The sequence below is a fragment of the Campylobacter sp. RM5063 genome (assembly GCF_024723655.1).
GTDB lineage: Bacteria > Campylobacterota > Campylobacteria > Campylobacterales > Campylobacteraceae > Campylobacter_D > Campylobacter_D lari_D.
Genome location: NZ_JANQDA010000019.1, coordinates 19062 through 33498, shown reverse-complemented (window position 1 = coordinate 33498; position 14437 = coordinate 19062). Strand labels below are relative to the sequence as shown.

The 14437-nt window shown below is 32.6% G+C and carries 11 protein-coding genes and 5 tRNA genes; 15 read left to right on the top strand and 1 reads right to left on the bottom strand.

Features of this window, described 5'->3' with window-relative positions; translation table 11 throughout:
- The coding region (gene yaaA / locus CAMP5063_RS06975) for a YaaA family protein (protein ID WP_263737783.1) at positions 1 to 549 on the bottom strand (549 nt) is incomplete at its 3' end.
- Between the two features lie 92 nt (positions 550 to 641).
- On the opposite strand from yaaA, the gene CAMP5063_RS06970 reads away from it, so the two are divergent.
- From CAMP5063_RS06970 to rpoC, 15 genes are all read left to right on the top strand, one after another.
- Positions 642 to 717, top strand: a tRNA-Thr gene (locus CAMP5063_RS06970).
- Between the two features lie 46 nt (positions 718 to 763).
- A tRNA-Tyr gene (locus CAMP5063_RS06965) sits at positions 764 to 849 on the top strand.
- 7 nt (positions 850 to 856) lie between these two features.
- A tRNA-Gly gene (locus tag CAMP5063_RS06960) sits at positions 857 to 933 on the top strand.
- A 104-nt stretch (positions 934 to 1037) separates the two neighbouring features.
- Positions 1038 to 1112 (top strand) — tRNA-Thr (locus tag CAMP5063_RS06955).
- A gap of 65 nt (positions 1113 to 1177) precedes the next feature.
- Entirely contained in the window at positions 1178 to 2377 is a 1200-nt protein-coding gene (gene tuf, locus CAMP5063_RS06950) for an elongation factor Tu (protein WP_039617742.1), read from the top strand.
- 39 nt (positions 2378 to 2416) lie between these two features.
- A complete protein-coding gene (gene rpmG / locus CAMP5063_RS06945; protein ID WP_039617743.1) occupies positions 2417 to 2575 on the top strand; it encodes a 50S ribosomal protein L33 in 159 nt (52 codons plus the stop codon).
- Positions 2576 to 2596: 21 nt separating this feature from the next.
- Positions 2597 to 2672, top strand: a tRNA-Trp gene (locus CAMP5063_RS06940).
- Between the two features lie 16 nt (positions 2673 to 2688).
- The gene (gene secE, locus CAMP5063_RS06935) at positions 2689 to 2871 is read left to right on the top strand and encodes a preprotein translocase subunit SecE (RefSeq protein ID WP_039617745.1); all 183 of its coding nucleotides are present in this window, start codon (positions 2689 to 2691) and stop codon (positions 2869 to 2871) included.
- A 1-nt stretch (position 2872) separates the two neighbouring features.
- Complete coding sequence (gene nusG, locus CAMP5063_RS06930; RefSeq protein ID WP_087684660.1) at positions 2873 to 3406, top strand: transcription termination/antitermination protein NusG; 534 nt, start codon at positions 2873 to 2875, stop codon at positions 3404 to 3406.
- A gap of 27 nt (positions 3407 to 3433) precedes the next feature.
- Positions 3434 to 3859 (top strand): 50S ribosomal protein L11, encoded by a 426-nt coding sequence (rplK, locus tag CAMP5063_RS06925; protein WP_012661181.1) that lies wholly within the window; start codon positions 3434 to 3436, stop codon positions 3857 to 3859.
- A gap of 64 nt (positions 3860 to 3923) precedes the next feature.
- Positions 3924 to 4625, top strand: coding sequence for a 50S ribosomal protein L1 (gene rplA, locus CAMP5063_RS06920; RefSeq protein WP_039617747.1), 702 nt, complete (start codon positions 3924 to 3926; stop codon positions 4623 to 4625).
- A 155-nt stretch (positions 4626 to 4780) separates the two neighbouring features.
- The gene (gene rplJ / locus CAMP5063_RS06915; RefSeq protein ID WP_133319935.1) at positions 4781 to 5260 is read left to right on the top strand and encodes a 50S ribosomal protein L10; all 480 of its coding nucleotides are present in this window, start codon (positions 4781 to 4783) and stop codon (positions 5258 to 5260) included.
- A 20-nt stretch (positions 5261 to 5280) separates the two neighbouring features.
- The gene (gene rplL / locus CAMP5063_RS06910) at positions 5281 to 5658 is read left to right on the top strand and encodes a 50S ribosomal protein L7/L12 (protein ID WP_012661184.1); all 378 of its coding nucleotides are present in this window, start codon (positions 5281 to 5283) and stop codon (positions 5656 to 5658) included.
- Positions 5659 to 5753: 95 nt separating this feature from the next.
- Positions 5754 to 9887 carry a DNA-directed RNA polymerase subunit beta gene (gene rpoB, locus CAMP5063_RS06905; RefSeq protein ID WP_337195062.1) on the top strand — a complete coding sequence of 1378 codons (4134 nt, stop codon included), beginning with the start codon at positions 5754 to 5756 and terminating at the stop codon, positions 9885 to 9887.
- A complete protein-coding gene (gene rpoC / locus CAMP5063_RS06900) occupies positions 9880 to 14433 on the top strand; it encodes a DNA-directed RNA polymerase subunit beta' (RefSeq protein ID WP_337195061.1) in 4554 nt (1517 codons plus the stop codon). The genes rpoB and rpoC overlap by 8 nt, the downstream gene beginning before the upstream one ends.
- Positions 14434 to 14437: the final 4 nt, after the last annotated feature.

Below are 14437 nucleotides of genomic sequence, written 5' to 3'. Positions count from 1 at the left end.
AAAAGTTAAAAAAGGCTTTTTAATGGTATAAAATTTTTCATAAAATTTAGCTCTAAGATCAATGACTAATTCATTTTCTAAAAATTTATCGAGTTCATCAGAGAAACTATCTTTGTAATATTTTTCTATATTAAATTCTTTAATTTTCTCTCCTTGTTTTAATTTGTAATAAGGTATTAAATCTTTTGCTAAAATAGGACCAAAAAGATTAGAAAATATCAAAACATTCTCATCTATGTATTTTCTTGAATTCTCGCTTAAATTTTCATAGTCTAAATGATCAAAAGCAACTCCATTATATCTTTGAATAGCTTTGTTTGTTTCTTTTGTTAAAATATCATGAGTTAATTCTTCTATTTCACTTGCATCTTTTATACCAAAAAATTTTTCAAGTTCAACTTCATTGCATTGTTTTATATGATTTTTATATTTTGTAAGTACTTCAAGTCTTTTACTATATAAATTACTAAAAACAAAAGAGTTTTTATTTATATAACCTTGCGTATTTATTTTATTTTTGCTTTCGCTAGGTGAAAATAAAATTTTCATAATCAATCCTTTATTTTTTTAAAAATTATATAAAATTATTTAAAACACTTGACATTAATTCAAAATTACATTATAATTCAACTTTATTTTTTGCTGGTTTAGCTCAGTTGGTAGAGCAGCTGCCTTGTAAGCAGCAGGTCGGGGGTTCAAGTCCCTTAACCAGCTCCATTGTTGATAGCAGTGTTTGACCAGAAATAAAAAGCATTTTTATCATGGTGAGTTACTCAAGTGGCCAACGAGGGCAGACTGTAAATCTGCTGGCTTTCGCCTTCCGTGGTTCGAATCCACGACTCACCACCATTGCTTTGCGGGAGTAGCTCAGTTGGCTAGAGCATCAGCCTTCCAAGCTGAGGGTCGCGGGTTCGAGTCCCGTTTCCCGCTCCAACCTAATTTTGGTAGAGTGAAACTGGGAGCTGTTTTTAAATTAAGAATTTCTAGCAGTTTCAATTTCCAAAATTTTATAATTTATGTTTTTAATTTTTCTGAGCGCTCGTATGGCTCAGAGGTAGAGCACTCCCTTGGTAAGGGAGAGGTCGCGGGTTCAAGTCCCGCTATGAGCTCCATTGATTTCAAAAGATTATAAAACATAAATTAGTATTTGTTTGTAAATTTTATATGGAGGAAAAAGATGGCTAAAGAAAAATTTTCACGTAATAAGCCTCACGTAAATATTGGTACTATTGGTCATGTTGACCACGGTAAAACTACTTTAACAGCTGCTATCTCTGCTGTTCTTTCAAGAAGAGGTTTGGCTGAGCTTAAAGATTATGATAATATCGACAATGCTCCTGAAGAAAAAGAGCGTGGTATTACTATTGCAACTTCTCACATTGAGTATGAAACAGAAAATCGTCACTATGCTCACGTAGACTGCCCAGGTCACGCTGACTATGTTAAAAATATGATTACTGGTGCTGCTCAAATGGACGGTGCTATTCTTGTTGTTTCTGCTGCAGATGGTCCAATGCCACAAACTAGAGAGCACATCTTGCTTTCTCGCCAAGTAGGTGTACCATATATCGTTGTTTTCATGAATAAAGCTGATATGGTTGATGATGCTGAATTATTAGAATTAGTTGAAATGGAAATTAGAGAACTGTTAAGTTCTTATGATTTCCCAGGAGATGATACTCCAATTATTTCAGGTTCTGCTTTACAAGCTCTTGAAGAAGCAAAAGCTGGACAAGATGGTGAATGGTCTAAAAAAATCTTAGATCTTATGGCAGCAGTTGATGAGTATATTCCAACTCCAGCTCGTGATACAGATAAAGATTTCTTAATGCCAATCGAAGATGTATTCTCAATTTCAGGTCGTGGTACAGTTGTTACTGGTAGAATTGAAAAAGGTGTTGTTAAAGTTGGTGACACTATTGAAATCGTTGGTATTAGAGAAACACAAAGCACTACAGTAACTGGTGTTGAAATGTTTAGAAAAGAAATGGATCAAGGTGAAGCAGGTGATAACGTAGGTGTTCTTCTACGTGGTACTAAAAAAGAAGATGTTCTTCGTGGTATGGTTCTTGCCAAGCCAAAATCAATTACTCCACATACTGACTTTGAAGCAGAAGTTTATATTTTAAATAAAGATGAAGGTGGTCGTCATACTCCATTCTTCAATAACTATAGACCACAGTTCTATGTAAGAACAACGGATGTTACTGGTTCTATCCAACTTGCAGAAGGCGTTGAAATGGTTATGCCAGGTGAAAATGTTAGAATTACTGTAAGTCTTATTGCACCAGTTGCACTTGAAGAAGGTACTCGTTTTGCTATCCGCGAAGGTGGCCGTACTGTTGGTTCAGGTGTTGTATCTAAAATTATTAAATAATCATAAGCGAGATTTTATCTCGCTTTTTAAGGAATAAAAATGAGAATTAAAGTTGGCTTGAAATGTGAAGAGTGCGGTGATATTAATTACAGTACTTTTAAAAATAGTAAAAATACAACTGAAAAATTAGAATTAAAAAAATATTGCCCAAGATTAAAAAAACATACAGTTCATAAAGAAGTTAAATTAAAAAGTTAAGGCTTTTATATAAAAGCCCTTAGGGCAATAGCTCCAACGGTAGAGCACCGGATTCCAAATCCGATGGTTGGGGGTTCGAATCCCTCTTGCCCTGCCACAAAATAAGGTTAAATATGGAAAAACTAATAACTTATTTTAAATTATCAAAAGCTGAACTATCAAAAGTTATTTGGCCTTTGAAAGAGCAAGTTAGAAATGCTTATATTACTGTTTTTGTAGTTGTTACTGTTGTTTCATTATTTTTAGCATTGGTTGACTTGATTATGTCATTTTCATTATCTAAGATTATAGGATAAAATAATGAATCATAAATGGTATGCAATTCAAACTTATGCAGGTAGTGAAATGGCTGTAAAAAGAGCCATAGAAAATTTAGTTAGAGATCATGGAATTCAAGAGCAATTGCTAGAGGTAATTGTTCCAACTGAAGATGTGATTGAATTTAAAAATGGTAAAGAAAAAATAAGCGAAAGAAGTTTGTATTCAGGCTATGTATTTGCCAATATTGACTTATCAACAGAACTTTGGCATAAAATTCAATCTTTGCCAAAAGTTGGTCGTTTTATAGGGGAAAGTAAAAAACCAACCCCATTGAGTGAAAAAGATATCAATCTTATTTTAGAAAAGGTGAAAAATAAAGCAGCACCTAAACCTAAAATTTCATTTGATAAAGAAGAAAGTGTAAGAATAACCGAAGGTCCTTTTGCAAACTTTGTTGGTATTGTAGAAGAATATGATATGGTTAGAGGGGTTTTAAAGCTAAATGTTTCAATATTTGGCAGATCAACTCCAGTAGAGATCTTATACTCTCAAGTTGAAAAAATAGTTTGATAATATAGCAAGTAAAGGAGTAAGGTTATGGCTAAAAAAGTCGTAGGGGAAATAAAATTACAAATAGCTGCTACTAAGGCTAATCCATCACCTCCAGTTGGCCCTGCTTTGGGTCAACAAGGTGTTAATATTATGGAATTTTGTAAGGCATTTAATGAAAGAACAAAAGATATGGCTGGCTTTAATATTCCAGTTGTTATTACTGTTTATGCAGATAAAAGCTTTACATTTATCACAAAACAACCACCAGCTACTGATTTAATCAAAAAAGCTGCAGGTATTTCTAAAGGTGCGGATAATCCTTTAAAAAATAAAGTAGGTAAATTAACCAAAGCACAAGTTTTAGAAATTGTTGATAAAAAAATAGCTGATATGAACACAAAAGACAGAGAGCAAGCTGCTAAGATTATTATGGGTTCTGCTCGTTCTATGGGTGTTGAAATCGTAGATTAATACTCTTTACCGCCAAGAGTTTAAAAAGGCGGTAGCACTTTATATAAAATGCGGAGAAAAATTAATGTCAAAAAATACTAAAAGATTTACAGAATTATTAAAAAAAATAGATTCAAATAAAAATTACTTAATGGATGAAGCAATAAGCACAGTTAAAACTCTTGCATCTGCTAAATTTGATGAAACAGTTGAAATTGCTTTAAAATTAAATGTTGATCCAAGACATGCAGATCAGATGGTAAGAGGTAGTGTAGTTTTACCTTGTGGTACAGGTAAAAAAGTGCGTGTTGCTGTTATAGCAAAAGATGCAAAAGCTGATGAGGCAAAAAATGCAGGTGCTGATATAGTTGGTAGTGATGATTTAGTAGAAGAAATTCAAAAAGGAAATATGAATTTTGATGTTTTAATTGCTACTCCAAATTTGATGGGTTTAGTTGGTAAAGTAGGTCGTATTTTAGGACCTAAAGGTTTAATGCCAAATCCTAAGACAGGTACTGTGACAATGGATGTTGCACAAGCTGTGAATAATGCTAAAAATGGTCAAGTTAACTTCCGTGTTGATAAGCAAGGAAATATCCATGCAGGTTTAGGTAAAGTTAGCTTTACTCAAGAACAATTAAAAGAAAATATGACAGCATTTGTAAAAGCTATTAATAAACACAAGCCAGCTGCTGCAAAAGGAAGATATATTAAAAATGCTAGTCTTTCTTTAACTATGAGTCCTTCTCTTTCTCTTGATACTCAAGAATTACTTGATACAAAATAAAATTAATGAGAGTTTTACTCTCATTAATAAAAATTAGATAAGATAATAACTTTTATTTTATCTAATTTTTATCTTAGATTGGAGATAGCCGAGGTCTTAGGACTTAATTAGATTTTTCTGCTCTGCTTGAAATCACCGGTCGGAAAGGAGTAAAGATGACTAAAAGCCAAAAAGTTGAACTTGTTTCTAAACTTGAAGAAGGTTTTAAAGTTAGTGAGGCTGTTGTAGTGTGTAACTATAAGGGTTTAAATACTAAAAAACTTGAAGAGTTAAGAAATAATGCGAGAGAAATGGATGTTAAAGTTCAAATTATTAAAAATACTTTAGCAAGTATTGCTCTTAAAAATGCCGGCAAAGATGGAATGGAACTTAAAGATACTAATATTTATCTTTGGGGTGAAGACCAATTAAATGTTTCAAAAGTTGCTGATAAATTTAGCGAAGCTAATCAAGCATTTGAGATCAAAACTGCATTTATCGAAGGCGAAGTTGCTTCTGTAGATAAAGTTAAAGCTTTAGCTAAAATGCCTTCTCGTAATGAATTACTTGCTATGCTTTTGCAAGTTTGGAATGCACCAATCACCAATTTTACAATTGGATTAAATGCATTAAAAGAAAAAAAAGAAGCTGAATAAAATTATAAAAAGGATAAAAAATGGCAATTACTAAAGAAGATGTATTAGAATTTATTTCTAACCTAAGTGTTCTTGAGCTTTCAGAATTAGTAAAAGAATTTGAAGAAAAATTTGGTGTTTCTGCTGCTCCAGTTATGGTTGCGGGTGCTGCTGTTGCGGGTGCTGCTGGCGGTGCTGCTGAAGAAAAAACTGAATTTGATATTGTATTACAAGATGGTGGCGATAAAAAAATTAATGTAATTAAAGTTGTTCGTGCTTTAACTGGTCTTGGATTAAAAGAAGCAAAAGATGCAGTTGAGCAAACTCCATCAGTTCTTAAAGAAGGTGTTAGTAAAGCTGAAGCTGAAGAAGCTAAAAAACAACTTGAAGAAGCTGGCGCTAAGGTTGAACTTAAATAATTTTTTATTTTTAAAAGAAAGGATTTTATATCCTTTCTTGTTTTCCTTTAATAAGGATTCTTTCTTTCAATACTTTTACCATGGGGTATAATAATATGTTAAATTCACAATCAGGAAATCGTTTAAGAATAGACTTCTCGAATGTTCCACAACAAATAGACATTCCAAATTTATTACAATTACAAAAAAAGAGTTTTGATTATTTTTTAAATTTAGATGCAAAAAATTCAGAAAGTGGAATTGAAAAAGTTTTCAAATCTATCTTTCCAATCCATGATCCACAAAATAGATTAAGTTTAGAATATGTAAGTAGTGAAGTAGGTAAACCTAAATACACTATTAGAGAGTGCATGGAAAGAGGTTTAACTTATTCTGTAAATTTGAAAATGAAAATCCGTTTAACTTTACATGAAAAAGATGAAAAAACGGGTGAAAAAATCGGTATAAAAGATATCAAAGAACAAGAAATTTATATTAGAGAAATTCCTTTAATGACAGATAGAATTTCTTTTATAATTAATGGGGTTGAAAGAGTTGTTGTAAATCAACTTCATAGAAGTCCAGGTGTTATTTTTAAAGAAGAAGAAAGTTCTACTGTTGCAAATAAGTTAGTATATACAGCTCAAATTATACCAGATCGTGGTTCTTGGCTTTATTTTGAGTATGATGCAAAAGATGTGCTTTATGTGCGTATTAATAAAAGAAGGAAAGTGCCTATTACTATTTTATTTAGAGCACTTGGTTATAAAAAGCAAGATATTATAAAATTATTTTACCCTATACAAACTATTCATGTTAAAAAAGATAAATTTTTAACTGAATTTAATCCAAATGACTTTTTAGATAGAGTCGAATATGACTTAAAAGATGAAAAAGGCAATGTTGTACATCAAGCCGGTAAAAGAATGACAAAGAAAAAAGCTGAGCAACTTATAAAAGACGGTGTTAAATGGGTTGAATATCCAATTGAAATTTTAACAAATAGATATTTAGCTAACCCTATTATTAATAAAGAAACCGGTGAGGTTTTATTTGATTCTTTAACGCTATTAGATGAGGGAAAATTAGCTAAAATTAAAGAAGAAAAACAATTTGATATTGCAAATGACTTAGCAAATGGAGTTGATGCTGCTATTATTAATTCTTTCATTCAAGATAATGAGACTTTAAAATTATTAAAACAAACTGAAAATATAGAAGATGAAAATGATTTAGCAGCTATTAGAATTTATAAAGTAATGAGACCAGGCGAGCCTGTAGTAAAAGATGCTGCAAAAGCTTTTGTAAATGATTTATTTTTTAATCCTGAAAGATATGATCTAACAAAAGTTGGTCGTATGAAAATGAATCATAAACTAGGATTAGATACACCTGAATATGTTACAGTTTTAACAAATGAAGATATAGTAAAAACTGCAAAATATTTAATTAAAGTAAAAAATGGTAGAGGCCATATTGATGATAGAGATCATTTAGGTAATCGTCGTATTAGATCGATTGGAGAGCTTTTAGCTAATGAACTTCATGTGGGTCTTGCTAAAATGCAAAAATCAATTAGAGATAAATTTACCGCATTAAATGCAGATATTGATAAAGTAATGCCTTATGACTTAATCAATCCTAAAACAATTACTGTGACAATTATGGAATTTTTTACCGGTGGTCAATTGTCTCAATTTATGGATCAAACAAATCCATTAAGCGAGGTAACTCATAAGCGTCGTTTATCTGCGCTTGGCGAGGGTGGTTTAGTAAAAGAAAGAGCGGGTTTTGAAGTGCGTGATGTTCATGCAACGCATTATGGAAGAATTTGTCCTGTTGAAACTCCAGAAGGTCAAAATATCGGTTTGATTAATACGCTTTCAACTTATGCTAAAGTAAATGATCTAGGTTTTGTTGAAGCACCTTATAAGAAAGTAGAAAATGGAAAAGTAAGCAATGAAATTGTTTATTTAACCGCTACTCAAGAAGAAGGTTTAGTGATCGCAGCTGCTTCAACTAAAATTGATGAAAAAGGTAATATTGTTGAAGAATTTGTTGAAGCAAGACAAGATGGTGAAACAATCTTAGCAAGAAGAGAAGAAGTGCATTTGATTGACCTTTGTTCAGGTATGATAGTAGGGGTTGCAGCTTCTTTGATTCCATTTTTGGAGCATGATGATGCAAACAGGGCCCTGATGGGTTCAAACATGCAGCGTCAAGCAGTGCCTTTACTAACCGCACAAGCACCTATAGTAGGTACTGGTATGGAAAAAATCATTGCGCGTGATGCTTGGGAAGCTATTAAAGCTAGAAGAGCAGGTATTGTAGAAAAAGTTGATAATAAAAATATTTTCATTTTAGGTGAAGATGAAAATGGACCATTTATTGATCATTATAAAATGGAAAAAAATCTAAGAACTAACCAAAATACAACTTTTATTCAACACCCGATTGTGAAAAAAGGCGAATTTATTCAAGCAGGTCAAATTATTGCAGATGGTCCAAGTATGGATCAAGGAGAACTTGCTATTGGTAAAAATGCTTTGATCGCATTTATGCCATGGCATGGATATAATTATGAAGATGCTATTGTAATTAGTGAGAAAATTTTACGCGAAGATACTTTCACTAGTGTTCATATTTATGAAAAAGAAGTAGAGGCTAGAGAACTTAAAGATGGCGTTGAAGAGATTACAAAAGATATTCCAAATGTTAAAGAGGAAGATTTAGCACATCTTGATGAGAGTGGTATTGCGAAAATAGGAACTCATATAAAGCCCGGTATGATTTTGGTAGGTAAAGTTTCACCTAAAGGTGAGGTAAAACCTACGCCTGAAGAAAGATTACTAAGAGCTATTTTTGGTGAAAAAGCAGGACATGTTGTAAATAAATCTTTATATGCAACTGCTTCATTGGAAGGTGTTGTTGTAGATGTAAAAATATTTACTAAAAAAGGTTATGAAAAAGATGCTCGTGCTGTAAAAGCCTATGATGATGAAAAATTAAATCTTGAAAAAGAACATCACGATAGACTTTTGATGATGGACAGAGAAGAAACTTTAAGAGTATGTTCTTTGCTTTCTAAATCACCTTTAAATTCAGACGAAGAAATAAATGGTGTTAAATATAAAAAAGGTTCCAAGGTAGAAATTACCGAGTTGGAAAAAATTAATCGTTTTGCATTAAATTCTTTAGTTAAAGCTTATTCTAAAGAAGTACAAAAAGAATATGATGATTTAAAAAATCACTTCCAAAACGAGAAGAAAAAGCTTAAAACAGAGCATGATGAAAAATTAGAAATTTTAGAAAAAGATGATATTTTACCAAGTGGAGTGGTAAAACTTGTTAAAGTATATATTGCGACTAAGAGAAAATTAAAAGTTGGGGATAAAATGGCAGGACGCCATGGAAATAAAGGTATTGTATCTAATATCGTTCCAGAAGTTGATATGCCTTATTTACCTGATGGAAGACCTATTGATATAGCTTTAAATCCTCTAGGGGTTCCAAGTCGTATGAATATAGGACAAATTCTTGAAAGTCACTTAGGGATTGTTGGTATGAGACTAGGTGATCAAATTCAAGAAATTTTTGATAGAAAACAAAAAGATTTTGTAAAAGAATTACGCGAAAAAATTCTTGAAATTTGTAGTGTATCTAGACTTGAGTTAGAAAAGAAATTTGTACAAACTTTAAATGATGAGCAACTTATTTCTTATGCTAGAGATTGGGCTAAAGGGGTAAAATTTGCTACTCCTGTATTTGAAGGTGTAACGGTTGAAGAATTTGGTAAGCTTTTTGAAATGGCTAAAATAGCTATGGATGGAAAAAGCGAACTTTATGATGGAAGAACTGGTGAAAAAATGGCAGAGCGTGTGCATGTTGGATGTATGTATATGCTTAAATTACACCATTTAGTAGATGAAAAAGTTCACGCAAGAAGCACTGGACCTTATAGCTTAGTAACACAACAACCAGTTGGTGGTAAAGCATTATTTGGTGGGCAAAGATTTGGTGAGATGGAAGTTTGGGCTCTTGAAGCTTATGGAGCAGCTCATACTCTAAGAGAAATGTTAACCATAAAATCTGATGATGTTGAGGGTAGATTTAGTGCTTATAAAGCTTTAACAAAAGGCGAGAATGTTCCAGCAACAGGTATTCCAGAGACATTCTTTGTACTTACAAATGAATTAAAATCTCTTGCTTTAGATGTTGAGATTTTTGATAAGGATGAGAATAATGAGTAAATTTAAACCTATCGAAATAAAAGAAGATGGCAGACCTAGAGACTTTGAAGCTTTTCAATTAAGGCTTGCAAGTCCTGAAAAAATCAAATCATGGTCTTATGGGGAAGTAAAAAAACCAGAAACAATTAATTATAGAACTTTAAAGCCTGAAAGAGATGGGCTTTTTTGTGCTAAAATTTTTGGACCAGTAAGAGATTATGAGTGTCTTTGTGGTAAGTATAAAAAAATGCGTTTTAAGGGCATTAAGTGTGAAAAATGTGGTGTTGAAGTTACTAGTTCTAAAGTGCGTCGTTCAAGAATGGGGCATATTGAGCTAGTTACCCCAGTAGCACATATATGGTATGTGAACTCTTTACCAAGTCGTATCGGTACTTTACTCGGCGTAAAGATGAAAGACTTAGAACGCGTATTATATTATGAAGCATATATAGTAGAAAATCCAGGTGATGCATACTATGATAATGAAAATACTAAAAAAGTTGAATTTTGTGATGTGTTAAATGAAGAGCAGTATTTAAATTTAATGCAACGCTATGAAAGTAGTGGATTTAAAGCTAGAATGGGTGGTGAAGTTGTTAGAGATTTGCTAGCAAATTTAGATCTTGTCGAGCTTTTAAATAAATTAAAAGAAGATATTGCAGCAACTAATTCAGAAGCAAAGAAAAAAACTATCATCAAACGCTTAAAAGTGGTAGAAAATTTCTTAAACAGTAATTTAAATAGCAATACAAATATTGATGAAGTAGTACCAAATCGTCCCGAGTGGATGATGATCACAAATTTACCTGTATTGCCACCTGATTTAAGACCTTTGGTAGCTTTAGATGGTGGAAAATTTGCAGTTTCTGATGTGAATGATTTATATAGAAGGGTTATCAATAGAAATACGCGTTTAAAAAGACTTATGGAGCTTGATGCACCTGAAATTATCATTAGAAATGAAAAAAGAATGCTACAAGAAGCAGTTGATGCTTTGTTTGATAATGGCAGAAGAGCAAATGCAGTTAAAGGTGCAAATAAGCGCCCATTGAAATCTTTAAGTGAAATTATCAAAGGTAAACAAGGTCGTTTTAGACAAAATCTACTTGGTAAAAGGGTGGATTTCTCAGGTCGTAGTGTTATTATTGTTGGACCAAAACTTAGAATGGATCAATGCGGTTTACCTAAAAAAATGGCTTTAGAATTATTTAAACCACATTTGTTAGCTAAGCTTGAAGAAAAAGGTTATGCAACTACCGTAAAACAAGCTAAAAAAATGATAGAAAACAAAACTAATGAGGTTTGGGAGTGCTTAGAAGAGGTTGTTAAAGGTCATCCTGTAATGCTTAACCGTGCTCCAACCTTGCATAAGCTTTCCATCCAAGCTTTCCATCCTGTGCTTGTAGAGGGTAAAGCGATTCAACTTCATCCATTAGTGTGTGCGGCATTTAATGCTGACTTTGACGGGGACCAAATGGCTGTGCATGTGCCTTTATCTCAAGAGGCAATAGCTGAGTGCAAAGTATTAATGCTTTCATCTATGAATATCTTGCTTCCAGCAAGTGGTCGTTCTGTAACTGTACCTTCTCAAGATATGGTTTTGGGGATTTATTATCTATCTTTAGAAAAAGATGGTGCTAAAGGCGAGCATAAAATTTGCACAGGTATTGAAGAGGTTATGATTGCTCTAGAAGCAAAATCTTTAGATATTCATGCAAGCATTAGAAGTGTAGTTGATGGAAGAAAAATCACAACAACCGCGGGTAGATTGATTATTAAGTCTATCTTACCTGATTTTGTTCCTGAAAATATGTGGAATAAAGTCATGAAGAAAAAAGATATCGCAGCTTTGGTTGATTATGTTTATAAAGAGGGTGGCCTTGAAGTAAGTGCTAGCTTTTTAGATAAATTAAAAGATCTTGGTTTTGAATATGCAACAAAAGCAGGTATTTCTATTTCAATTGCTGATATTATTGTGCCTGATCAAAAGCAAAAAAGCATAGAAGAAGCTAAAAAACAAGTAAGAGAAATTCAAAATTCATATAATTTAGGTTTGATTACTTCGGGTGAAAGATATAATAAGATTATCGATATTTGGAAAAGCACTAATAATATCTTGTCAAAAGACATGATGGAGTTAATTAAAAAAGATAAAGAAGGATTTAACTCTATTTATATGATGGCAGATTCTGGTGCTAGAGGTTCAGCAGCTCAAATTTCACAGCTTGCTGCGATGAGAGGTCTTATGGCAAAACCTGATGGCTCAATCATTGAAACACCGATTATTTCAAATTTCCGTGAAGGACTTAATGTTCTTGAATATTTTATTTCAACTCATGGTGCTAGAAAAGGTCTCGCAGATACAGCATTAAAAACAGCAAATGCAGGTTATTTAACAAGAAAGCTTATCGATGTGGCACAAAATGTAAAAGTTACAATGGATGATTGTGGTGCACATGAGGGTGTTGAAATTAATGAAATCACAGCAGATGGTGTTGTGATTGAAACCTTAGAGGAAAGAATTTTAGGAAGAGTTTTAGCTGAAAATATTATTGATTCTATTACTAATGAAATTTTATTTTCAGAAGGTACTTTAATAGATGAAGAAAAAGCTAGAGTAATTGTTGAAAGTGGTGTAAAGAGTGTAAGTATTAGAACTCCTATTACTTGTAAGGCTAAAAAAGGAGTTTGTTCTAAATGCTATGGTATTAACCTAGGTGAGGGCAAATTAGTTAAGCCAGGTGAAGCTGTAGGTATTATATCTGCTCAATCAATCGGTGAACCAGGAACTCAGCTTACACTAAGAACTTTCCATAGTGGTGGTACTGCTAGTACAGATTTGCAAGATCGTCAAGTAGTAGCACACAAAGAAGGTTTTGTAAGATTTTATAATCTTAACACTTATGAAGATAGACAAGGTAAAACTATAGTGGCTAATCACCGCAATGCTGCTATTTTACTTGTTGAGCCAAAAATCAAAGCTCCATTTAAAGGAACTATCCATATTGAACATGCGTATGAAGATGTGGTGGTTAGTGTTAAAGCAAAAAACAATGAAGCTAAATTTATATTAAGAAAATATGATTTAGCAAAAGCTAATGAGCTTGCTGGTGTAAGTGGTAATATCGAAGGTAAGTTATATATTCCATATAGCGATGGTGTTGAAGTAGCTGAAAATGAAAGTATTGTTGAAGTGATTAAAGAAGGTTGGAATATACCAAATCGTATTCCTTATGCAAGTGAATTGCTAGTAAAAGATGGTGATCCTATCACTCAAGATATTATAGCAGGTGCAAAAGGCACATTAAAATTTTACATGCTCAAAGGTGATGGTTTAGATAGGATTAAAAATCTTAAAAAAGGTGATGTAGTTAAAGAAAAAGGTGTTTTTGTTGTTATTGCTGATGAAAATGATAGAGAAGCAAAAAGACATTATATACCAAGAGAATCCGTGATTGAATTTGATGATAGTGCTTTTGTGGATAATCCTAAAGCTATCATAGCAAAATCAAGCAAAGAAGATAAAACTATCATTGCTGAATGGGATGCATATAATAACACCGTAATTGCAGAGGTTGCAGGTACTATAAATTTTGAAGATATTGAATCAGGCTATAGTGCTGATGAACAAATTGATGAAGCAACAGGTAAAAGATCGCTTGTTATTAATGAGTATTTACCAAGTGGAGTGCGTCCAGCGTTGTTAATCATAGGTGAAAATGACAAAGTAGTGCGTTATCAATTAGAGCCAAAAACTGTTATTTATGTAAATGATGGTGATAAGGTGAAGCAAGCTGATATTTTAGCTAAAACACCAAAGGCAGCAGCTAAATCAAAAGATATTACCGGAGGTCTTCCAAGAGTATCTGAATTATTTGAAGCAAGAAAGCCAAAAAATACTGCCGTTGTAGCTGAAATTGATGGGGTTGTTAGATTTGATAAGCCTTTAAGATCAAAAGAAAGAATCATTATTCAAGCAGAAGATGGAAGTAGTGCAGAGTATTTGATAGATAAATCAAAACGTATTCAAGTAAGAGATGGCGAGTTTATCCATGCGGGTGAAAAATTAACCGATGGAGTTATTTCAAGCCATGATGTACTTAGAATTTTAGGTGAAAAAGCATTACATTATTATCTTATTTCTGAAATTCAGCAAGTTTATCGCGGTCAAGGTGTTGTGATTTCTGATAAGCATATTGAAATCATCGTATCACAAATGCTAAGACAAGTTAAAATTGTAGATAGTGGTCATACTAACTTCATCGTGGGTGATTTAGTTTCAAGAAGAAAATTCAGAGAAGAAAATGAAAGAATTTTAAGATATGGTGGTGAGCCTGCTGTGGCTGAACCTGTGTTACTTGGGGTAACAAGAGCGGCTATTGGAAGTGATAGCGTGATTTCAGCTGCTTCTTTCCAAGAAACAACGAAAGTTTTAACAGAAGCAAGTATTGCAGGTAAATTTGATTATCTTGAAGATCTAAAAGAAAATGTAATCTTAGGTCGTATGATTCCTGTTGGAACGGGATTATATCAAGAACAAAAACTTAAATTAAAAGAAAAAGAATAAAAAT